Origin of the sequence: Polaromonas hydrogenivorans, from assembly GCF_040105105.1 — a bacterium.
GTDB lineage: Bacteria > Pseudomonadota > Gammaproteobacteria > Burkholderiales > Burkholderiaceae_C > Polaromonas > Polaromonas hydrogenivorans.
Window position 1 is genome coordinate 149299 of record NZ_CP157677.1, and the last position, 19646, is coordinate 168944.

At 62.0% G+C, this 19646-nt stretch carries 24 protein-coding genes; 13 read left to right on the top strand and 11 right to left on the bottom strand.

Features of this window, described 5'->3' with window-relative positions:
* Positions 1 to 234: 234 nt before the first annotated feature.
* Complete coding sequence (locus ABLV49_RS23475) at positions 235 to 477, bottom strand: phage tail protein (protein WP_011798502.1); 243 nt, start codon at positions 475 to 477, stop codon at positions 235 to 237.
* A 580-nt stretch (positions 478 to 1057) separates the two neighbouring features.
* Between ABLV49_RS23475 and ABLV49_RS23480 the strand changes: the two genes are divergently transcribed.
* Both ABLV49_RS23480 and ABLV49_RS23485 read left to right on the top strand, forming a co-directional pair.
* Positions 1058 to 2071, top strand: coding sequence for a lysozyme inhibitor LprI family protein (locus ABLV49_RS23480; RefSeq protein ID WP_349282529.1), 1014 nt, complete (start codon positions 1058 to 1060; stop codon positions 2069 to 2071).
* Between the two features lie 638 nt (positions 2072 to 2709).
* The gene (locus ABLV49_RS23485) at positions 2710 to 2997 is read left to right on the top strand and encodes a hypothetical protein (protein ID WP_349282531.1); all 288 of its coding nucleotides are present in this window, start codon (positions 2710 to 2712) and stop codon (positions 2995 to 2997) included.
* An 84-nt stretch (positions 2998 to 3081) separates the two neighbouring features.
* Here the strand turns inward: ABLV49_RS23485 and ABLV49_RS23490 are convergent, their stop codons facing one another.
* Positions 3082 to 3393, bottom strand: coding sequence for a DNA-binding protein (locus ABLV49_RS23490; RefSeq protein ID WP_349282532.1), 312 nt, complete (start codon positions 3391 to 3393; stop codon positions 3082 to 3084).
* A complete protein-coding gene (locus tag ABLV49_RS23495) occupies positions 3383 to 3715 on the bottom strand; it encodes a type II toxin-antitoxin system RelE/ParE family toxin (RefSeq protein WP_349282534.1) in 333 nt (110 codons plus the stop codon). Before ABLV49_RS23495 ends, ABLV49_RS23490 begins: the two co-directional genes overlap by 11 nt.
* A gap of 516 nt (positions 3716 to 4231) precedes the next feature.
* Between ABLV49_RS23495 and istA the strand changes: the two genes are divergently transcribed.
* Positions 4232 to 5788, top strand: coding sequence for an IS21 family transposase (gene istA / locus ABLV49_RS23500; RefSeq protein WP_349278157.1), 1557 nt, complete (start codon positions 4232 to 4234; stop codon positions 5786 to 5788).
* Positions 5789 to 5811: 23 nt separating this feature from the next.
* Positions 5812 to 6567 (top strand): IS21-like element helper ATPase IstB, encoded by a 756-nt coding sequence (gene istB / locus ABLV49_RS23505; RefSeq protein ID WP_349278155.1) that lies wholly within the window; start codon positions 5812 to 5814, stop codon positions 6565 to 6567.
* A gap of 106 nt (positions 6568 to 6673) precedes the next feature.
* Here istB and ABLV49_RS23510 read toward each other — a convergent pair whose 3' ends face one another.
* Both ABLV49_RS23510 and ABLV49_RS23515 read right to left on the bottom strand, forming a co-directional pair.
* Complete coding sequence (locus tag ABLV49_RS23510; RefSeq protein WP_349282517.1) at positions 6674 to 7705, bottom strand: IS3 family transposase; 1032 nt, start codon at positions 7703 to 7705, stop codon at positions 6674 to 6676.
* Positions 7702 to 8217 (bottom strand): transposase, encoded by a 516-nt coding sequence (locus tag ABLV49_RS23515; RefSeq protein WP_349279284.1) that lies wholly within the window; start codon positions 8215 to 8217, stop codon positions 7702 to 7704. The genes ABLV49_RS23510 and ABLV49_RS23515 overlap by 4 nt, the downstream gene beginning before the upstream one ends.
* Positions 8218 to 8456: 239 nt before the next feature.
* Here ABLV49_RS23515 and ABLV49_RS23520 point away from each other — a divergent pair, with 239 nt between their 5' ends.
* The 9 genes from ABLV49_RS23520 (at position 8457) to ABLV49_RS23560 (ending at position 14643) form a co-directional block, all read left to right on the top strand.
* Positions 8457 to 9293: a DUF3703 domain-containing protein gene (locus tag ABLV49_RS23520; RefSeq protein ID WP_349282535.1), complete on the top strand. Its 837-nt coding sequence runs from the start codon at positions 8457 to 8459 to the stop codon at positions 9291 to 9293.
* Positions 9290 to 10099, top strand: coding sequence for a cytochrome-c peroxidase (locus tag ABLV49_RS23525; RefSeq protein ID WP_349282537.1), 810 nt, complete (start codon positions 9290 to 9292; stop codon positions 10097 to 10099). The genes ABLV49_RS23520 and ABLV49_RS23525 overlap by 4 nt, the downstream gene beginning before the upstream one ends.
* Positions 10100 to 10119: 20 nt before the next feature.
* A complete protein-coding gene (locus tag ABLV49_RS23530; RefSeq protein WP_349282295.1) occupies positions 10120 to 10524 on the top strand; it encodes a transposase in 405 nt (134 codons plus the stop codon).
* Positions 10521 to 11303 carry a DDE-type integrase/transposase/recombinase gene (locus ABLV49_RS23535; RefSeq protein ID WP_349282539.1) on the top strand — a complete coding sequence of 261 codons (783 nt, stop codon included), beginning with the start codon at positions 10521 to 10523 and terminating at the stop codon, positions 11301 to 11303. Before ABLV49_RS23530 ends, ABLV49_RS23535 begins: the two co-directional genes overlap by 4 nt.
* A gap of 49 nt (positions 11304 to 11352) precedes the next feature.
* Positions 11353 to 11868 (top strand): transposase, encoded by a 516-nt coding sequence (locus ABLV49_RS23540; protein WP_349279284.1) that lies wholly within the window; start codon positions 11353 to 11355, stop codon positions 11866 to 11868.
* Positions 11865 to 12647: a DDE-type integrase/transposase/recombinase gene (locus ABLV49_RS23545; RefSeq protein ID WP_349282539.1), complete on the top strand. Its 783-nt coding sequence runs from the start codon at positions 11865 to 11867 to the stop codon at positions 12645 to 12647. The genes ABLV49_RS23540 and ABLV49_RS23545 overlap by 4 nt, the downstream gene beginning before the upstream one ends.
* 49 nt (positions 12648 to 12696) lie before the next feature.
* Positions 12697 to 13212, top strand: a complete 516-nt coding sequence (locus ABLV49_RS23550; protein WP_349279284.1) for a transposase — start codon at positions 12697 to 12699, stop codon at positions 13210 to 13212.
* On the top strand, positions 13209 to 14285 hold the full coding sequence (locus tag ABLV49_RS23555) for an IS3 family transposase (RefSeq protein ID WP_349276567.1): 1077 nt from the start codon (positions 13209 to 13211) through the stop codon (positions 14283 to 14285). The genes ABLV49_RS23550 and ABLV49_RS23555 overlap by 4 nt, the downstream gene beginning before the upstream one ends.
* Before the next feature lie 154 nt (positions 14286 to 14439).
* Entirely contained in the window at positions 14440 to 14643 is a 204-nt protein-coding gene (locus tag ABLV49_RS23560) for a hypothetical protein (protein WP_349282540.1), read from the top strand.
* Here the strand turns inward: ABLV49_RS23560 and ABLV49_RS23565 are convergent.
* The 6 genes from ABLV49_RS23565 to ABLV49_RS23590 form a co-directional block, all read right to left on the bottom strand.
* Positions 14631 to 15452, bottom strand: coding sequence for a helix-turn-helix domain-containing protein (locus ABLV49_RS23565; RefSeq protein WP_349282542.1), 822 nt, complete (start codon positions 15450 to 15452; stop codon positions 14631 to 14633). The two genes, ABLV49_RS23560 and ABLV49_RS23565, sit on opposite strands and share 13 nt — an antisense overlap.
* Before the next feature lie 122 nt (positions 15453 to 15574).
* Entirely contained in the window at positions 15575 to 15973 is a 399-nt protein-coding gene (locus ABLV49_RS23570) for a hypothetical protein (RefSeq protein ID WP_349282544.1), read from the bottom strand.
* Between the two features lie 136 nt (positions 15974 to 16109).
* Positions 16110 to 16463, bottom strand: a complete 354-nt coding sequence (locus ABLV49_RS23575; RefSeq protein ID WP_349282546.1) for a hypothetical protein — start codon at positions 16461 to 16463, stop codon at positions 16110 to 16112.
* Positions 16464 to 16728: 265 nt separating this feature from the next.
* The gene (locus ABLV49_RS23580; protein WP_349282548.1) at positions 16729 to 17535 is read right to left on the bottom strand and encodes an enoyl-CoA hydratase/isomerase family protein; all 807 of its coding nucleotides are present in this window, start codon (positions 17533 to 17535) and stop codon (positions 16729 to 16731) included.
* A 317-nt stretch (positions 17536 to 17852) separates the two neighbouring features.
* On the bottom strand, positions 17853 to 18929 hold the full coding sequence (locus tag ABLV49_RS23585; RefSeq protein ID WP_349282549.1) for a nucleotidyl transferase AbiEii/AbiGii toxin family protein: 1077 nt from the start codon (positions 18927 to 18929) through the stop codon (positions 17853 to 17855).
* Complete coding sequence (locus ABLV49_RS23590; RefSeq protein WP_349282551.1) at positions 18926 to 19645, bottom strand: DUF6088 family protein; 720 nt, start codon at positions 19643 to 19645, stop codon at positions 18926 to 18928. The genes ABLV49_RS23585 and ABLV49_RS23590 overlap by 4 nt, the downstream gene beginning before the upstream one ends.
* Between the last annotated feature and the right edge of the window lies 1 nt (position 19646).

The following is a 19646-nucleotide window of genomic DNA, read 5'->3' on the forward strand; positions in this document are numbered from 1 at the left end:
CGCTGTGACGTGGAAAGTTTTAAACGGCTACTTGACCCTATACGCAATGGACTTCTGCACATTCAGCGCCACCACGGGGAAATTACGCAGCCTGCAAGATGAAAACGAGCAACTCAAGCGCGCACTGGTCCCGGACCCCACACTCGAAGGCGGGGTCGTGTGCCAATAAAGCCGCACCTGCCTGTGAATCCTCCCCCCAAGGCTATGCCTCGACCAAGTAGTGGGCAAGGCATATTAGGACCTGGACGGATATATCCCCTCCAACGCAATGCAAAAGTGCGTGTTGGGATCTGGCTCTTTACCCTTCAGATTTGGCAATGCGAAGGTCGTAGCACCGTCTCCTCCATAGGTTGTGCCCAGTAAACTGAAGAGGGCAGTATTTTGCGAAATGGCCATGAGTTGCCCTTCGCAGAATGCCCAGCCGTTTGGGGCGAAGTTATACGGAAGTAGTTGAATTTGACCTAGAAATGGTTCCATGGTAAGGCTCCCTATGGTGGCGGTAAAGCGCGATGAACGGTAGGGCACTGTTGGCGAATTGTCAAGTTCATGACGCCAGCGGGGCGAAGCGCGATGTTCGTGTTTTCTCCCGAGGCTGGCCGGTTAGGCATGCCGTGATCCGCTTGACATTCATGGCGACCCCCGTCACCCCATGCTGCAGGCTCGTTTTGGCCAAGCCCCGGTAACGCGTGCGGCGCAATCCGAGCAAGCCTGATGCGCCACAACAGAAGGACAAACATGCTTGACCATCGCGAAGCCCTGGCCGCTCGACTCAAGCATTGTCAATGTGTCAGCGTTGGGAAGCTGGCTAAGACGTGTCATCATTTACAGAGCGCACAGCGCTGAAATGCGGACTCAAAGCATCAACATCGAGTGAATTTCACTGCTGCCATTTGTCTATGCAGCCAGCATCAAGCTATCAAGGGCCGAGCTGCAGGTTGAGCCAAGCTTTCACCTTACCTCCCATGCCTGGGTCGCATTGACATTGCCAAGAAGCGCTTTTTCGATCAATGGGTGAAGTCCTACCCTCGCGCTCCCCGTGCCGCGCTATGGTATCGGCATGGTCATCATCAAACGTCAGGGAGTCAGCTTTGCATCCGCGCTTGGGCGCGGGGCGGCAGCCGTAGCGGGCGCATGGCTGTTGATGCTGGGTCATGCCGCTTCATCGCCTGTACCCGATCAACCGAAGGCAACGGCTGCGCCGCAGAGCGCAGCACTGACGCCCGTGCAGCGAGCCGCCTGTCCCTTGCAGCCGGCAGCGACAGTCGCCGGCAGGAAGGACGGGAAATTTACCCTGCAGGCCGACTTGTCCGGCATGACCGCGAGCCATATCGCCTCGTTCATTGTCCTGGGCAAGGAAGCGGCTGCGGCAGGCCGGCCGCGCGACGCCGAAGTGGCGTTCCTGATGTCATGCCGGGTGGCGGACAAGCTCAAGGGGATGGACTCCGTCGAGTCCGCCGACGCGAAGTACCAGCTGGGCTGGCTTTATGCGGGGCTCGCCCTGGAGGACGGCTCTGCCAGAGCCAGCCGCGCCGAGCTGCGCAGGCGTGCCGAACGCCTATACGCGGACAGCCTGCGCACGTACTTGGCCAGGTACGGCCAAGCCCATGAAAAGTCACGGTTTGCAGCCGCAGGGCTGAAGGCGCTGGACCAGCCGGTCAGGTCGGTGCAGGAGGGCACTTCAAAGCCTTCCCAAGCCTTGATGCCGCCATCGCAGGCCCGCCGCAATGAGGCCGCACAAGCGGCTCCACCAGCGCCGCACGAGCCGGGCGCGGCAACATCGCCCGGACCGAGTTTCGACTGCGCCAAGGCACGCTCTATGCCCGAGAAGATGATCTGCTCGGACGCCGAGCTTTCCCGACTCGACCACGAACTAGGCCGGGTGTACGCACGGGCCAAAAACGCGGCCTCCGACGGCGGCGCCTTTCGGCACCAGAACAGCGAAGAGTGGCGCAGGCGCGAGGCGACGTGCCGGGACCGGGAATGCCTGCTGCGCTGGTATGCGAACAGGCACGATCAGCTGATGAATATCATGCAAGGGCAGGAGCCAGCGCCATCGACGGTCTCCCGATAAGCTATTTTGTGGCGACGCTGAGAGCTTTACTTCGTTTGCGGCCCTGCCTATATTGGCAGCGGCATCAAGCAAGTCGACCATGTCCTGGTGTCCACATACCTGTGGAAGGTGCTCTACAGCCTGAAGCAGCAGCGCGCCGGAAACCATCAATCGACGAGACACGCGAGTATTCGACCGCCTCGATGTCTGATCTGAAGAAGATGGTGGGCATCAGCGTGTTGCCGGGGTTTTCCCAACAGGTGCGGGATTGTGGGATGAACTGCCCAGGCCAGGCGCACGGCGTGACAGTCAAGACAGCCTCCACGGCGATCAGCGATACCTGCAGTGAGAGCCTGATGCGGGACACTGAACATAATTCCTAGAAGCATCCAGGCTTCCAAGGGGCTGAACTACATTTGCACATTCCACGATGTATCTTATGTTAAGTTAATGTTAAATTTGATTGATCAGCTTGTGCAAAAATGCTTTCAGACATCGTCTTGCCAGTTTTCCTGCGCACGATGTGCTGGCGCAGCGGTCTACTGGGTTCGCGCCGGTGATAGAAGGTGTGATAGAACGCGCTATGGCGGCCATTGAGCTGTTGAGCTTTCGAACAGGACCGGCTACGCTTTGGCCACCTATAGGGACAAAAGGATCTGATGAAGTTTTCTCTTTTCAAGCCGCCGATGGACCGGCACCTGCTCAAATCGCGCGAATACCTGGAGGAGGCCAAAATCAAGCGGGTCGAGCATCAGGCCGCAGCCGAGCACCACGGCGCCTTGACGCAGCTGTATGCCGAGCGCATCTGCCGCATCGAGGCTGAAATCAGCCAGACGTTGCAGGAAGGCTTAAAGAGCAGCCCGCCGCTGCCAGCCGCTGACAGCCAGAGCGTTCCCCCGCAATCCGACTCGGTGCTGGTCTACGCGCCCCGGGCTTTGCAAGCCTGAGTCTGGCGCCTGCCCTGGCCTTACCGGCCTTATTGACGAATCGTGATGCGGTCAGAAAAAGGTGTTATCTGCCTGTGCCTTGGGTCATGCATGTGCCCCTGGAGCCTGCATGGGCTGGACGGCCAGGCGCATCCCCATCGCTTTCAAAATGGCAGAAAGACTGCTGAGCGCAGGGTTGCCTTCTGGTGACAAGGTGCGGTAAAGCTGTGTCGGGTTCAGGTGTGCCTGCTCGGCGATGGTTTGCACGCCGCCAAATGCTTTCGTCATTTGTCGCAGTACGGTCAACAACTCGCCCTGATCGCCATCCTCAAGAATGCTGCTGAGCAATTGGGCCGCGTAGGCGGGGTCTTCCCGGTACACCTGGGCCATTGCATCGTCGTGTGCTCTATCTTTCATCGTCCGTTCTCCTTTGCCAGTCTTGCCAATACTCACAAGCGCGATCTATGTCCGCATCCTGCCCCCGCTTGTCGCCACCGCACAGCAGCAAGACGATCTTCTTGCCTGCCATGGCGTAATAAACACGATAGCCCGCCCCCACATCAATGCGAAGCTCCCACACGCCATCGCGACAGAACTTATGGTCGCCAAAGTTGCCCTGCTCCACCCGAATCACCCGCCGATCTATCGCAATTCTGGCGGTGGTATCACGCTGCTTTCGCAGCCAGTCAAGGTAGACATCTTTCTCCTCGCTGGTTAAATAATGGCGAATTTCATACATGCCATATTTTCGTTTAAAAACGAATATTTTTCAAGCTGCTCATGCGACATTTGAACTCAGGTATTTGGGCACGCCCACCTTGCCTAGCCCGATGGCTTTGCTTTGCGTAGGTAACGGTGGCTGTCAAGGAAGTTGTCGCCTGAAGTGAAGTGAGTCAGGCTGTTTTTTGCTTGGATTCAGGCTCCTTGGTTTGTTGCTTGGTTTCTGGGTTGAGGTGCACGACATCGACATGCGCCCACTGGCGAGGCTGCCCTGACCAGCGCTGAGGATTTTCCTGGCGGGCCTGTTCATAGATGAGTATTCCGGACCAACGTGACCGGTGATTCCGGGATCGTGACCGACATTCCGGTGAACGTGACCGGAGGGATTCCGGCAACGTGACCGCTGATTCCGACGAACGTGACCGATGTCTTTGGTCACGACAGTCGGCACGGCGGTATACGCCGTCGGCACGGTGTTGCGCATGAACGAAACCCGGCGTGGCGTGTAGCTTCGATGCTTTTTGCAAAGAGACACATGCCCGCCTTAAGGATCAATATGCGCAAACTCAAAGACGCCCTGCGTCTGAAATTCGAGGGTGGACAGTCCCATCAACAAATCGCCGGTGCCCTGGGGCTCTCCAAAGGTGTCGTCACCAAATACGTGGGCCTGGCCGTCGCCGCCGGGCTGGACTGGCCGGCCATTTCAGCCCTGGACGAAGCCGCGCTGGAGCGACGCCTGCTGGCGTCGTCTCGCGCCAGCCAGACCTATGCGCAAGCCGACTTCGGGCGGCTTCACCAGGAGCTTGGCCGCAAGGGTGTGACGCTCATGCTGCTGTGGGAGGAATACTGCGCCCAGGTCGGCGACGAGCACCGTGCGGACTGGCCCCTGAAGCCCTGGCGCTACTCGCAGTTTTGCGAGAACTACCGCCAGTTTGCCAAACGGCTCAAACGCTCGATGCGCCAGGTCCACCGCGCCGGTGAGAAACTCTTCATCGACTATGCCGGCCCGACGCTGGCCCTGAGGGTGCACGGGCAGGAAATTGGCCGCGCCAACCTCTTTGTGGCGGCCATGGGCGTGTCGGGCTACTGCTTTTGCCTGGCTACGCCCGCGCAGACGGCACGCGACTGGCTGGGCGCCACCGCGCAGGCGTTGACCTTTTATGGCGGCGTGCCCCAGCTCATCATCCCCGACAACCCGCGCGCCCTGGTGACCAAGGCCGACCGCTACGAGCCGCTGCTGACCGACAGCGTGCAGGACTTTGCCCGTCACTACGGCTGCAGTGTGCTTCCTGCGCGCGCTTATCACCCACAGGACAAACCGAAGGTCGAGCTGAGCGTTTTGCTGGTCGAGCGCTGGATCCTGGCACGCCTGCGCAAGCATCAGTTCACCAGCGTGGAGGAGGTCAACGACGCCATCACCCCCTTGCTGCACTGGCTCAACCAGCGTGCCTTTCAAAAGTTGCCCGGCAGCCGCGCCAGCGTGTTCGCGCAGATCGACGCACCGGCCCTGATGGCCCTGCCGCTGCAGCCCTGGGAATGGGCGGTCTTCAAGACGGTGCGCGTGCACATCGACAGCCACGTCGAATTCGAGGGCCACCGCTACAGCGTGCCCAACGCCCTGGTTGGCCTGGCGCTGGAGTTGCGCGTCACCGCCCATGCGGTAGAAGTCTTGCACCGTGGCAACCGGGTGGCCAGCCACATGCGCTGCGCCCACAAAGGCAGCTTTACCACCGTGATTGAACACCTGCCCGAGCGCCACCAGCACCAGGCGCAGTGGACGCCCGAGCGGCTCATCGCCTGGGGCGCGCGTATTGGGGTGGCCTGTGCGGCCACGGTGCAAAAGATGCTGCAGCGCCAACCCCATCCCGAGCACGCCTACCGCGCCTGTTTGGGCCTGCTGTCCCTCTCCAAACGCTACGGCGACGCCAGGCTGGAGGCGGCCTGCACCTTGGCGTTGAGCTTGGGCACCAGCAAATACACCCACATCCGCGACATCTTGCTCAACCGGCGCGACCTGCTGCAAGCGAGCACCACGCCAGAGTGGACATCGCCCGCACACGCCCACGTGCGTGGCGCGAACTACTACCAATGAAACCCTTTACAGAGAATTCCAAAATGATGATGAACACCACCTTGAATCAACTGCGCAGTCTGCGCCTGGAAACCATGGCCCAGGCGCTGGAGCACCAGCTCCAGCAAAGCGGCATCGGCGCCATGAGCTTTGAAGAACGGCTGGCCTTGCTGGTCGACCGGGAGGTGCATGGCAGGCAAGACCGGCGCTGTGCGCGATTGCTCAAAACCGCCAAACTCAAATACCCGCAAGCGGTCATAGAAGATTTGGACAGCCGCAGCACCCGGGGCATTGAACGCAGCGCGGTGATGAGTCTAGCTTTGGGCGAATGGGTCAATGCCGGGCACGCCGTGCTGATCACCGGAGCCACCGGCGCGGGCAAGTCCTGGCTGGCGTGCGCGCTGGCCCAGCATGCCTGCCGGCGTGGCCACAGTGCGCTGTACCTGCGGGTTCCCCGCTTGGGCGAGGAACTGCGCATTCGCCACGCCAACGGCACCTTTACGCGCTGGCTGGACACGCTCAAAAACACGGACGTCTTGCTGCTCGACGACTGGGGCATGGCCGCCATGGACAGTCAAACCCGGGCCGATCTGCTGGAGATCATTGACGACCGGGCCAGCCAGCGCGCCACCGTCATTACCAGCCAGTTGCCCATTGAGCACTGGCACGAGTGGATAGGTGACCAAACTGTGGCCGATGCCATGCTTGATCGGCTCATGCAAAACCATCACCGCTTCACGCTCACGGGCGAATCGCTGCGTAAAAAAAACCCGCCCGCAAAAGGGATCGCCGACAAGTAGGCCCCCACGGCCAGGGGGCCTCCGGCGGCCTGGCAGGGGCCTATTCGTTCAAAAAATTCAATTCCACAGAAGGGCAAAACAGCCGGGAAAGCGGGCCGGCATAAAATCAAAACGCGCAACACCGACCCCCGGTCACGTTCGCCGGAATGCCGGTCACGTTGCCGGAATCAGCGGTCACGTTCACCGGAATACGCACATAGACGAGCGCGCGCTGCTCAAGCAGTGCCCGGTCCAGGCCGGCATGGCGCTGCGCCGGTGTCACGAAGCCAATGGCGCTGTGGCGATGCTCGTGGTTGTACCAATGGGCCAGCTCGGTGACCCAGCGCCTTGCGGCCAGCAGGTTCTCGAACGGCTTGACAGGCAGTTCGGGGCGGTACTTCAGCGTTCTGAACGCTGATTCGACGTACGGATTGTCATTGCTCACGGACGGACGGCTGCGCGTGTGCGCCACGCCCAGGCGCTGCATGGCCGCCAGCATGGTCTCGCCCTTCATGGGCGAGCCGTTGTCCGAATGCACCGTCAGCTGGCCCGGGCGAATGCCCTGGCTCTCACAGATGTCACGCAGCAACTGGCTGGCCAGCTCGGCGCTCTCGCAGTCAAACACCTGCCAGCCCACGATCTTGCGGCTGAACAAATCCTCGAACAGGTACAGGTAAAAGTGCTGGCCGCGCACCTGAGTGGGCAGATACGTGATATCCCAGCAGAACACCTGATCGGCTCCGGTGGCGGCAAGGGCGCGCGGCCGGCTTCGCTTTTGCGCTGCGCGCTCCGAGCGTCGATGGCCCAGTTGGCCCTGCTGTCGAAGTATTCGGTACATCGTGGACTCCGAGGCCACATAGACGCCGCGGTCGGCCAGGCGAGGCACGACTTGGCTCGGCGGCAAGTCCTTGAACGCTTCGCTGTTGAGCGTGGCCATCACCGCCTGGCGCTCGTCCTCGCGCAGCTTGTTGGGCGGGCACACATAGCGCCGCTTGCCCGAAGGACGCTGGTCGCCCTCGGCCGCCTGCGTGCGCTGCCAGCGCTGCACGCTACGGCAGGACAGCCCGATTTGATGGCAAGCCGGCTTCAAGCGCGCCCCGTCGGCGCAGGCCTTGCCGATCAGGCCGAGCAACTTTTGGCGCTGCTGGACGGACGTCATTTGTCCGCGCCCTCCAGCAGCGCCTGGAAGTTTTTTTGCAACACCAGCAAGGCGGCTACCTCGGCCAGCGCTTTTTCCTTGCGCCGCAATTCACGCTGGAGCTGCTCGTGCTGACGCTGGAGTTCTCGAAAGGCACCCGTTGCCTCGCGCGAGGCGGGCGCGACCGGGGTGCAAAACTCTTCGCGCCACTGCACCAACTGGTGCTCGAACACACCACGCTCGCGGCACCACGCCGCCAGTGCCGGGCCATTGAATGCGTAGCTTTCCTGCAGAGCCCTCAGGCGCTGCGATGGCGACCAAGATGCAGCCGGGCCGTCCAGCGCAGGGCTTGTCTCCCCGAGTGCCTGTTCGCCGGCCTTGGCCGAGTCCAGCACCCATCGCTTGAGGGTGCCGGCAGACATGTTCAGCTCGCTGGCAAGGCTCAGAATTGAACGCGCGCCGCGATGGCGGGCTTTGAGCAGTGCCTGCTCCTTGAATTCGGTGGAGTGATGGGAATGAGGTTTTCTGTGCATGAAATGTCGCTTGCGCTGCGGATAACCCGCGGAAAATCGGAGGCGACAACTAGTCTGACACAGGGGGGTAATCGGCCAGGGTTGCGCACTCGGCAGCGCGCAGGCGCGCATCCGTTTCCCAAGGGCAGGAAGAGCTTTCGACTTGAACAAAAGGGCTGCCAAAACAGCCCCTTCGTTCAATCCCCAAGGGCAGGTAGCAGGAAGAATCAGGTGCATCAAAACCAACTTTGGAGCACCTTGTGACCACCTTCGCAATTTGCATCAAGCCCAGTGTGCAAAGAGAAATCGCTGCTGCCGACGCAGCAGAAGCCAGCGGGCACTTTTCCACCTCCTTCGAGCACCTTGAGCGAGCACATGTGCTCGGGCAAGCGGCAACCGCCGAGCATGTCCGTGTGCACTGGCGCATGCTCCGGTTTGCGCTGCGCAACAGCCTGCACGGCGAGGCCTTCGGTCAACTCTGGCGGCTAGCAGCGGCGTGCATCTTCACGGCCCCTGGGCTCGTGCCCGAAGGCAACACCGGCGGCGCTGACGTCAGTGGCTTTCGGCGCATGCCTATTGCGAAGGATCTGCAACAAGCGCTCGATGCTGCCCGGACTCCAAACACACCGGCACCCAAGAAAATCATGCTTCGCAAGCTCGCCGCATCGGCAGCCCTGGCTGCGCTTGCCACCATCATGGCCGGTTGTGTCACGCAGCCGACGGACCTGGACCTTTCACTGGATAAGAATTCGGCGTCAAGCGTTTACCATGTCGCGCTGGTGCCCCCTGCTCAGGCGCCCGCCATCAACCAGATGCACAGTTGGAAGGTGAAACTGACCACGCCCCAGGGCACGCCGGTGCATGGCGCCAAGTTCGTGGTCGATGGCGGTATGCCCCAGCACGGTCACGGGTTGCCTACTCAACCTCGCGTGACGCGCGAGTTCGAAGACGGCACTTACGCGCTCGACGGGATGAAGTTCAGCATGACGGGCTGGTGGGAGGTGAAGTTAACCATCCAGGGCCAGCAGGGCGTGGACAAGGTCACCTTCAACTGGGTGATTAACAACCCGGCCGTGCAGACAGTGAGCGGTCCATGAACAAGCGCGTCATCGGGTTTGCCGCGGCTGCTGCGGCTCTTGCCGTCTCCGCCTGGGCCGCAGAAGACTGGAAGCAGGCACAGTTGCAGGACAGATGGTCTGCACAGGAAGTCGCCACCATCGCCTCGATGCGCCTGAAAGAGGCTGGCCAGCGGCCCGCTGACGCTTCGAACGCCTACGAGCAGCGCACCGAGGCGGCCGTGTTTGGGCGTGCACTGTTCAATGACACCCGGCTCAGCAAGAACGGCCAGGTCGCCTGTGTCAGCTGTCACGCGGCCAACAACCAGTTCGAAGATGGGCGCCAGTTCGGCAAGGGAATCGCAACCGGCAAGCGCCGGACGATGCCAGTCATGGGCGCTGCGCACGCTCCCTTCCTTTTTTGGGACGGGCGCAAGGACAGCGCCTGGTCGCAGGCCCTCGGACCTCTCGAAGACGCGGCAGAGCACGGCGGCAACCGTGTCCGTTTGGTCCAGCTTGTGCTGGCGCAGTACAAGGACCAGTATGGCAAGGTGTTCGGCGCAGTACCTGAATTAGGCCAATTGCCGCACGACGCGTCTCCAAACGGAACGCAGGCCGAACGCGCTGCCTGGGCCGCGCTTGCGCCGGCCACCCGTGACAGCGTCAACCGGGTCTTTGCGAACACCCCCTGTGTCAGACTAGTTGTCGCCTCCGATTTTCCGCGGGTTATCCGCAGCGCAAGCGCCATTTCATGCACAGAAAACCTCATTCCCATCACTCCACCGAATTCGAATTCAAGGAGCAGGCACTGCTCAAAGCCCGCCATCGCGGCGCGCGTTCAATTCTGAGCCTTGCCAGCGAGCTGAACATGTCTGCCGGCACCCTCAAGCGATGGGTGCTGGACTCGGCCAAGGCCGGCGAACAGGCACTCGGGGAGACAAGCCCTGCGCTGGACGGCCCGGCTGCATCTTGGTCGCCATCGCAGCGCCTGAGGGCTCTGCAGGAAAGCTACGCATTCAATGGCCCGGCACTGGCGGCGTGGTGCCGCGAGCGTGGTGTGTTCGAGCACCAGTTGGTGCAGTGGCGCGAAGAGTTTTGCACCCCGGTCGCGCCCGCCTCGCGCGAGGCAACGGGTGCCTTTCGAGAACTCCAGCGTCAGCACGAGCAGCTCCAGCGTGAATTGCGGCGCAAGGAAAAAGCGCTGGCCGAGGTAGCCGCCTTGCTGGTGTTGCAAAAAAACTTCCAGGCGCTGCTGGAGGGCGCGGACAAATGACGTCCGTCCAGCAGCGCCAAAAGTTGCTCGGCCTGATCGGCAAGGCCTGCGCCGACGGGGCGCGCTTGAAGCCGGCTTGCCATCAAATCGGGCTGTCCTGCCGTAGCGTGCAGCGCTGGCAGCGCACGCAGGCGGCCGAGGGCGACCAGCGTCCTTCGGGCAAGCGGCGCTATGTGTGCCCGCCCAACAAGCTGCGCGAGGACGAGCGCCAGGCGGTGATGGCCACGCTCAACAGCGAAGCGTTCAAGGACTTGCCGCCGAGCCAAGTCGTGCCTCGCCTGGCCGACCGCGGCGTCTATGTGGCCTCGGAGTCCACGATGTACCGAATACTTCGACAGCAGGGCCAACTGGGCCATCGACGCTCGGAGCGCGCAGCGCAAAAGCGAAGCCGGCCGCGCGCCCTTGCCGCCACCGGAGCCGATCAGGTGTTCTGCTGGGATATCACGTATCTGCCCACTCAGGTGCGCGGCCAGCACTTTTACCTGTACCTGTTCGAGGATTTGTTCAGCCGCAAGATCGTGGGCTGGCAGGTGTTTGACTGCGAGAGCGCCGAGCTGGCCAGCCAGTTGCTGCGTGACATCTGTGAGAGCCAGGGCATTCGCCCGGGCCAGCTGACGGTGCATTCGGACAACGGCTCGCCCATGAAGGGCGAGACCATGCTGGCGGCCATGCAGCGCCTGGGCGTGGCGCACACGCGCAGCCGTCCGTCCGTGAGCAATGACAATCCGTACGTCGAATCAGCGTTCAGAACGCTGAAGTACCCCCCTGTGTCAGACTAGTTGTCGCCTCCGATTTTCCGCGGGTTATCCGCAGCGCAAGCGCCATTTCATGCACAGAAAACCTCATTCCCATCACTCCACCGAATTCAAGGAGCAGGCACTGCTCAAAGCCCGCCATCGCGGCGCGCGTTCAATTCTGAGCCTTGCCAGCGAGCTGAACATGTCTGCCGGCACCCTCAAGCGATGGGTGCTGGACTCGGCCAAGGCCGGCGAACAGGCACTCGGGGAGACAAGCCCTGCGCTGGACGGCCCGGCTGCATCTTGGTCGCCATCGCAGCGCCTGAGGGCTCTGCAGGAAAGCTACGCATTCAATGGCCCGGCACTGGCGGCGTGGTGCCGCGAGCGTGGTGTGTTCGAGCACCAGTTGGTGCAGTGGCGCGAAGAGTTTTGCACCCCGGTCGCGCCCGCCTCGCGCGAGGCAACGGGTGCCTTTCGAGAACTCCAGCGTCAGCACGAGCAGCTCCAGCGTGAATTGCGGCGCAAGGAAAAAGCGCTGGCCGAGGTAGCCGCCTTGCTGGTGTTGCAAAAAAACTTCCAGGCGCTGCTGGAGGGCGCGGACAAATGACGTCCGTCCAGCAGCGCCAAAAGTTGCTCGGCCTGATCGGCAAGGCCTGCGCCGACGGGGCGCGCTTGAAGCCGGCTTGCCATCAAATCGGGCTGTCCTGCCGTAGCGTGCAGCGCTGGCAGCGCACGCAGGCGGCCGAGGGCGACCAGCGTCCTTCGGGCAAGCGGCGCTATGTGTGCCCGCCCAACAAGCTGCGCGAGGACGAGCGCCAGGCGGTGATGGCCACGCTCAACAGCGAAGCGTTCAAGGACTTGCCGCCGAGCCAAGTCGTGCCTCGCCTGGCCGACCGCGGCGTCTATGTGGCCTCGGAGTCCACGATGTACCGAATACTTCGACAGCAGGGCCAACTGGGCCATCGACGCTCGGAGCGCGCAGCGCAAAAGCGAAGCCGGCCGCGCGCCCTTGCCGCCACCGGAGCCGATCAGGTGTTCTGCTGGGATATCACGTATCTGCCCACTCAGGTGCGCGGCCAGCACTTTTACCTGTACCTGTTCGAGGATTTGTTCAGCCGCAAGATCGTGGGCTGGCAGGTGTTTGACTGCGAGAGCGCCGAGCTGGCCAGCCAGTTGCTGCGTGACATCTGTGAGAGCCAGGGCATTCGCCCGGGCCAGCTGACGGTGCATTCGGACAACGGCTCGCCCATGAAGGGCGAGACCATGCTGGCGGCCATGCAGCGCCTGGGCGTGGCGCACACGCGCAGCCGTCCGTCCGTGAGCAATGACAATCCGTACGTCGAATCAGCGTTCAGAACGCTGAAGTACCCCCCTGTGTCAGACTAGTTGTCGCCTCCGATTTTCCGCGGGTTATCCGCAGCGCAAGCGCCATTTCATGCACAGAAAACCTCATTCCCATCACTCCACCGAATTCAAGGAGCAGGCACTGCTCAAAGCCCGCCATCGCGGCGCGCGTTCAATTCTGAGCCTTGCCAGCGAGCTGAACATGTCTGCCGGCACCCTCAAGCGATGGGTGCTGGACTCGGCCAAGGCCGGCGAACAGGCACTCGGGGAGACAAGCCCTGCGCTGGACGGCCCGGCTGCATCTTGGTCGCCATCGCAGCGCCTGAGGGCTCTGCAGGAAAGCTACGCATTCAATGGCCCGGCACTGGCGGCGTGGTGCCGCGAGCGTGGTGTGTTCGAGCACCAGTTGGTGCAGTGGCGCGAAGAGTTTTGCACCCCGGTCGCGCCCGCCTCGCGCGAGGCAACGGGTGCCTTTCGAGAACTCCAGCGTCAGCACGAGCAGCTCCAGCGTGAATTGCGGCGCAAGGAAAAAGCGCTGGCCGAGGTAGCCGCCTTGCTGGTGTTGCAAAAAAACTTCCAGGCGCTGCTGGAGGGCGCGGACAAATGACGTCCGTCCAGCAGCGCCAAAAGTTGCTCGGCCTGATCGGCAAGGCCTGCGCCGACGGGGCGCGCTTGAAGCCGGCTTGCCATCAAATCGGGCTGTCCTGCCGTAGCGTGCAGCGCTGGCAGCGCACGCAGGCGGCCGAGGGCGACCAGCGTCCTTCGGGCAAGCGGCGCTATGTGTGCCCGCCCAACAAGCTGCGCGAGGACGAGCGCCAGGCGGTGATGGCCACGCTCAACAGCGAAGCGTTCAAGGACTTGCCGCCGAGCCAAGTCGTGCCTCGCCTGGCCGACCGCGGCGTCTATGTGGCCTCGGAGTCCACGATGTACCGAATACTTCGACAGCAGGGCCAACTGGGCCATCGACGCTCGGAGCGCGCAGCGCAAAAGCGAAGCCGGCCGCGCGCCCTTGCCGCCACCGGAGCCGATCAGGTGTTCTGCTGGGATATCACGTATCTGCCCACTCAGGTGCGCGGCCAGCACTTTTACCTGTACCTGTTCGAGGATTTGTTCAGCCGCAAGATCGTGGGCTGGCAGGTGTTTGACTGCGAGAGCGCCGAGCTGGCCAGCCAGTTGCTGCGTGACATCTGTGAGAGCCAGGGCATTCGCCCGGGCCAGCTGACGGTGCATTCGGACAACGGCTCGCCCATGAAGGGCGAGACCATGCTGGCGGCCATGCAGCGCCTGGGCGTGGCGCACACGCGCAGCCGTCCGTCCGTGAGCAATGACAATCCGTACGTCGAATCAGCGTTCAGAACGCTGAAGTACCGCCCCGAACTGCCTGTCAAGCCGTTCGAGAACCTGCTGGCCGCAAGGCGCTGGGTCACCGAGCTGGCCCATTGGTACAACCACGAGCATCGCCACAGCGCCATTGGCTTCGTGACACCGGCGCAGCGCCATGCCGGCCTGGACCGGGCACTGCTTGAGCAGCGCGCGCTCGTCTATGAACAGGCCCGCCAGGAAAATCCTCAGCGCTGGTCAGGGCAGCCTCGCCAGTGGGCGCATGTCGATGTCGTGCACCTCAACCCAGAAACCAAGCAACAAACCAAGGAGCCTGAATCCAAGCAAAAAACAGCCTGACTCACTTCACTTCAGGCGACAACTTCCTTGACAGCCACCGGACGCAAAACCAGAGCAATGCGGTGAACTGCAGTTCCTGACAGCAAACGACACGGGTCAGCTTGCCGCGTTCCGCACGCCAAGCCTGCGCAATGTTGCCGCCAGGCCTCCCTACATGCATGCCGGCCAGTTCGCCAGCCTTGATGAGGTTGTGCAGCACTACGCCTCTTCGCCCAAAGCCATCATCGGCCACAGCGAACTGGCGCAGCCCGGGCAAAAGCACGCGCAGCGGCAAAGCATCCGCCTCTCCGCCGACGACGTCAAGGATCTTGCCGCGTTCCTGGGCACGCTCACAGGCCCGGTTATTCAGCCCAGGTGATGCTGCGGCATTCGCGAGCGGCTACTAAGCGGGCCGTTCATCTGCAAGGCCGAGGGCGCCAGACCAAACATCGAGCGTGCCGTGCGAGAAAGGTGCGCCGAGTCGGCGAACCCGGCAGCATGGGCTGCGCTCGACAGCGTCTGGCCCTGCATCAAAAGCGTCCAGACATGCAAGAGCCGTCGCCACAATAGGTAGGTCCGCAAGGGCATGCCGGTTTCTTCGACGAAGAGATGCCGGAAGCGCCCCGCAGACAGGTTCGCGGCTTCAGCGACCTCGGACAGCAAGACGGTTTGGCCCACCCGTTGGCCGATATATTCAACCGCCGCCAATACGCGCGGGTCCGATGGCTTGCGCAAGGTGGTCCCGGAAATGTTATGCACGAGTTCAAGGCACGCGGCTTTGACCGCGTCGTAGCTCTTTTCAATGCGCCAAGCCATGGCCAGGCGCCGGGTAGCCGCTGCAACGAAGTCGGCATCGAGCAGCTCAAGCCTGCCTTGCAGCCTTGAGGAAAGTGCCTTGCCTTCGGGTGTCTCTGGCTCGATGAACAGCACAGCGCTCCATTCGCAGTCATTGACGTCAATGCTGTGCGTCGCTCGCGAGGGGACCAGCGCTGCCGGGCAGGTTTGCCACTCGCCTCGCCGGCCGAACTGAACGCGCAGTCCTGTCGGCGCGCCAATCACAAGCTGTATCGCGTAATGAGCGTGAGGCGAAATGGGCGCGCCCCCGCCCCCACCTTCGCCGATGAACCCGCACCCCCCCGTCCAGGCGACAAAGTCGCCTCGGTAGCGGTTGATGATTGGAGCTTCCAAGGCAGATTTCCAGATTCAGTCCTTAGTCTACCCAACCTGACCAAGCGCAGTTTAAAAAGCTGATGGCCCTGGTTGACGACAATTACTTGGGCCAGTTAGGCTTCGCTGTTGTTGGCCACGGCTTACTCATGGCTGCGAAGACGAAGGCGTGGCATAACTGCAAAGACCAGCAGCAAGGCAATGTAAACAGAGCCTGAAACCTTGTCTCGGCTATTGAGGAATTCGGCAAGCGTCTGGCTCTGGAGGACAACTGCAAGGCCGAGTTCGGAGCAGACCGACAAGGCAAGCGCAAGAACCCCAGCGGCCAGGGAACGGCCAGGCGAACATATTGCAGGAAAACGCCGAAGGATGAAGCCAGCAGCAAGGAAGATGACAGTTGCCATGATGGGCATCTCTGCGAGTTCCGCCCAGCGTTCGCCTATGCGTGGTACGAGAAAGGGGACTCGAAAGACACCAAGCACGAAGCCAGTACCAAGCACGATGGCGAAGTACGTAAGCCCAGCGCGAATAGTCTTGTTCAAGGGGTGGACCGCCAAATGGGTGAGTAGCGAGACTTAACGTCCGCGCCCTGCCGACGCCGCAGGCAGTCGGATGAAGCAACGAGACAAGACATGGCCAAATTCACATCGGTCTTTTTTTCCTCGATCTTCCAGACCCTTACCCGGTCATTCCTGCGTAGGGTATGCCGTCGCGAAAGACAGGAACCAGGGCGCCGCTGTTGTCCATGCTGTGGGTTCCGAGAACGATGGAAAAGCGTTCTGGATACAGGGTTTGCAGCGCCCGGTGGTACGCTTGCTGTGCCTGCACCGAGGCGTTGCCGTGCGAGGCAAAGCGCGCCAGGGCATGCGCACTGAAGAGCTTGACCGCATCGATGCGAGCGACACCGTCCTGAACGGTCAGCAGGTCATCGAACAGCCGCACCAGGTCGAGCCACTTGTACGGCGTATTGCGCAACCGGCCGTAATGCAAGTTGTAGCCGTCGACGTAGACGGCCGTTTTCTTTGTCACCAAAGTGGCTCTCTGAAAAAGCAATCGGGCATGAAAAAACCGCCTTTGAGCGGTTTTTTTCGTCCTGAGCCGGGAGCCAATTGAATGACGCGGCAAAGGAGGAGTGGTGATTTGATTGGAACCATGATGGGTACCAAAGTCAATTTCTGCCCAGCCTTCAGAGCCACAGCCATCACATTCCACCAATTTCATTATGTTAAGTTTAGGCTGAAAGGCGGCCCTCACGCGGCAAACAGGTGGTGCGGGGTCAGGCGTCTCGGTTAGTCCGTCAAAAATTGGCCTGCGCTGCAGCAGCTTGCGAAAACTCTGGCGTGCGTTTTTCCATGAAGGCGGCGATGCCCTCGCGGTGTTCGGCAGAATCGGCGTAGTCATAGGCAGCGGCTATCAGATCAGTCGCTTGTTGCGTAGGCAGGACATGCGCCAGCGCCCTGAAACAGGCCTTGTTCATGCGGGCGGCCTGCGGCGCCAGCTCGATGATGCGCGCCACGCGCTCGAGCGCTGCGGCGCTCACCCTGGAGGCCGGCACCACCTGACTCAGAAAACCGCGCTGCTTCATCTCGGCCGCATCGAACACGGCGGCGCTCAGCAGCATCTCGCGCGCCGTCAGCTCGCCCACGGCACACATCACCAGCGCCGCCTCGCGCGGGGCCATCGGAAAGCCGAGCTTGGCAATCGGCGCACCAAAACGGGATGTAGCTGCGGCAATGCGCAGGTCGCAGCAGCTGGCCATCTCGACGCCCGCGCCCATGCAGTTACCCTCTATCTGCGCGACGATGGGCACGTCGCAGTCGAGCATGGCCTTGAGCCCGCCCCAGATATAGCTTTCATGAAACTCGCGCAGGCGGGCCTCCTCGAAGCGAAAGTCGGCGTATTCGGAGATGTCGCCACCGGCCGAAAAGTGCCCGCCTTCTCCCAGCATCAGCACGCAGCGCACGTCGCGGTGCTGCTGGATGCGTTCGAAAGCGGTGCGCAACTGGCGCCACATCACGCGCGACATGGCGTTGAACTTGCCGTGGTGGATTAGCGTGACCGTGGCCACTTCATCGACGATGTTCAGGGAAACTGTGCGGTTCATAAAGGTAACTCCTGCGATGCCATCAAAGGCATAGTTACTATCAAATAAATAGCAGCTTGTGGCCGTACTATTTGCGTAACAGGTGTTTTGAGTCCAACACCTGGAGTCTTGCGGCATACACCGTTGCAAGGCACTTGAAACAGCGGGCACCAAGCGGTGCTGGTGGCCGTGTTTACTTGCGTTTGCGACTGGGAAGCGCCTTGGTGCGCCGCAGCAGACCCGGCTTCAGTCACGCAAGAGTCAGGCCATGGGCTTGGCGGCAAGGGCTGGAGCCGCCTTCCCCGTCATTAGCCTGAAGACAGGTGGCGGGTAGTCGATCATCTGGGGGCCGCTGTGCGCAAGGCCGCCTTGGGAGCTGCGGCGTTGATCGCTTCCTGCAAGGCCGCGACGCTGGCCAACACTGTGTCCAAGCGCGGGATGTCGCCGAAGATCATTCCCGACATGGCTGCGTAGTCCCGCCCAAGTGCGCCCTGCATCGCGTCGTCAGGGACCAGCGTGAACGTGCCTACGGCTGCAGATTCCAGTCCCAGGTCCGGGCTGCCGAAGAACAGCCTGGCGTGCTTTGCGCAGTCGGCGGCAAGACCGTGATCGGCTTGCCAGGCTTGCGCGCCCTGCGCCTGCGCGAGTCGATGAATGTCGTAGTAGTGACGCGATACCCGTTGGCCTTCGTGCCGCAGTTCTTGACGACGGTCGTACCACTGGCGCAGACCGTGGAGGATGATGACCTTGTCCCAGAACGTTCGTTCCGGTTGCACCGCCCTGACATTGCGAACGGCAAGGTCCAGATCGTCCAAGTCGGCCGCCACATAAGGCGTCACTGTTGCGGCGATGTGCGGGTCCAGCGCAGATTTGGCACCGGCCTCGATCTTAACGGCGGCGCGGATGTAATCGCCTTCGGCCCCTGTGACTGCGGGATACCAGAACAGCAGGGTTTGACCGTCCTTGTCGTCGGGGTCTGCCTCCAGCCGGAAACGTCCTGCGGGAATCGCGGCGGCCGCGATGTCGATGAACTGCGCGGCCAACGGCCCGGCGATGTAGCGCTGGCAGGCATCGCGGATGGCATCGAGCCGGGCGCGGCGCTTTTTGCCGCTGAGTCCCTCTAGGTCTTGCGCTTCGACAACCTCACCCAGGTCAGCGCGAAAGACCGTGATGTCGATGTCCTCGGAGAAGCGAGAGATGAGCCCGAAAGCCTTCGACAGGGAGGTGCCGCCCTTGAACAGCAGTCGCGGGCCGCCAGGGGGCAGGCCATTGAAGAGCGCGTCCAGGGTCCAGCAGACCCAGAAGTCCTTCTCGACATTCTGGACAGCGGTGCCCAAGCGCGCCGCCGTACCGAGGAAAAGATCCCGGCGCTCGGCATCGTCCGCCACGATAACGGCTTGGAAATCAGGGTTCAAATAGCCTCCCCGATCGCTCTCTTCGAGCGGGGGCGTTTAGCGCCTACGCTGGTCTGCGGTCGTTTGAGCACTGTGGCAGTGGCAGTTTTTGGATCGCATCCCGGCAGTTCGCGAACGAGATTTTGCATCCAGGTCGGCAACGTACCAAAGCCTTCCAGAAGGTCCTTGCGTACGGCATCACCGTGGACCGTATCTGCCAGCAGCTTGCTCAGCTTGCTTAAAATTCGCTGCCGGTCCGTGGCCAAGGTGTCCTTCAACCAGTGCAGAGCCTGCACGACACGCATCGCCGGCCGGCCGGCCCAGTACAGGCGGCTGGGAGCCGTCTGCTTGAACTCAACAACGAGGTTGTCCAGCTTGACGGACCGTCGCCGGGCATCCGTATGAATCGTGACGCGGGCGGGCACTGCGTCGGTCAGACCGAGGTCGTTCGCCGCAGTCATGCCGTCAACGAGCAGCCGAAGTTGATCCCGGCGCGCAATGGCGTCCACGACGGCGCGGTAGTCTGGACTGGTGGGCCGTTTGGTGAGACGGTTGATGGTCGGCCTGTCGTACAGCCCCCTGTCGACACGCCGCAGTTCACCATCACGGACCATGCGTTGCAGCGTCTTGTCGATGGCGTCGCGGTTGCCGAAGGCAGCAAAGTCCGTCGGCACCCAGACATGGCCAGGCCCGTCGGCTTTGATCAGGGATAAAACGGCGGATTTAAGGTCGGACATG

What these genes read in the sequence shown, in the direction of transcription:
- ABLV49_RS23475 (WP_011798502.1), bottom strand. Translation starts at nt 477, where the DNA reads ATGGAACCATTTCTAGGTCAAATTCAACTACTTCCGTATAACTTCGCC.
- ABLV49_RS23480 (WP_349282529.1), top strand. Translation starts at nt 1,058, where the DNA reads ATGGTCATCATCAAACGTCAGGGAGTCAGCTTTGCATCCGCGCTTGGG.
- ABLV49_RS23485 (WP_349282531.1), top strand. Translation starts at nt 2,710, where the DNA reads ATGAAGTTTTCTCTTTTCAAGCCGCCGATGGACCGGCACCTGCTCAAA.
- ABLV49_RS23490 (WP_349282532.1), bottom strand. Translation starts at nt 3,393, where the DNA reads ATGAAAGATAGAGCACACGACGATGCAATGGCCCAGGTGTACCGGGAA.
- ABLV49_RS23495 (WP_349282534.1), bottom strand. Translation starts at nt 3,715, where the DNA reads ATGTATGAAATTCGCCATTATTTAACCAGCGAGGAGAAAGATGTCTAC.
- istA (WP_349278157.1), top strand. Translation starts at nt 4,232, where the DNA reads ATGCCCGCCTTAAGGATCAATATGCGCAAACTCAAAGACGCCCTGCGT.
- istB (WP_349278155.1), top strand. Translation starts at nt 5,812, where the DNA reads ATGATGATGAACACCACCTTGAATCAACTGCGCAGTCTGCGCCTGGAA.
- ABLV49_RS23510 (WP_349282517.1), bottom strand. Translation starts at nt 7,705, where the DNA reads ATGACGTCCGTCCAGCAGCGCCAAAAGTTGCTCGGCCTGATCGGCAAG.
- ABLV49_RS23515 (WP_349279284.1), bottom strand. Translation starts at nt 8,217, where the DNA reads ATGCACAGAAAACCTCATTCCCATCACTCCACCGAATTCAAGGAGCAG.
- ABLV49_RS23525 (WP_349282537.1), top strand. Translation starts at nt 9,290, where the DNA reads ATGAACAAGCGCGTCATCGGGTTTGCCGCGGCTGCTGCGGCTCTTGCC.
- ABLV49_RS23530 (WP_349282295.1), top strand. Translation starts at nt 10,120, where the DNA reads ATGTCTGCCGGCACCCTCAAGCGATGGGTGCTGGACTCGGCCAAGGCC.
- ABLV49_RS23535 (WP_349282539.1), top strand. Translation starts at nt 10,521, where the DNA reads ATGACGTCCGTCCAGCAGCGCCAAAAGTTGCTCGGCCTGATCGGCAAG.
- ABLV49_RS23540 (WP_349279284.1), top strand. Translation starts at nt 11,353, where the DNA reads ATGCACAGAAAACCTCATTCCCATCACTCCACCGAATTCAAGGAGCAG.
- ABLV49_RS23545 (WP_349282539.1), top strand. Translation starts at nt 11,865, where the DNA reads ATGACGTCCGTCCAGCAGCGCCAAAAGTTGCTCGGCCTGATCGGCAAG.
- ABLV49_RS23550 (WP_349279284.1), top strand. Translation starts at nt 12,697, where the DNA reads ATGCACAGAAAACCTCATTCCCATCACTCCACCGAATTCAAGGAGCAG.
- ABLV49_RS23555 (WP_349276567.1), top strand. Translation starts at nt 13,209, where the DNA reads ATGACGTCCGTCCAGCAGCGCCAAAAGTTGCTCGGCCTGATCGGCAAG.
- ABLV49_RS23560 (WP_349282540.1), top strand. Translation starts at nt 14,440, where the DNA reads ATGCATGCCGGCCAGTTCGCCAGCCTTGATGAGGTTGTGCAGCACTAC.
- ABLV49_RS23580 (WP_349282548.1), bottom strand. Translation starts at nt 17,535, where the DNA reads ATGAACCGCACAGTTTCCCTGAACATCGTCGATGAAGTGGCCACGGTC.
- ABLV49_RS23590 (WP_349282551.1), bottom strand. Translation starts at nt 19,645, where the DNA reads ATGTCCGACCTTAAATCCGCCGTTTTATCCCTGATCAAAGCCGACGGG.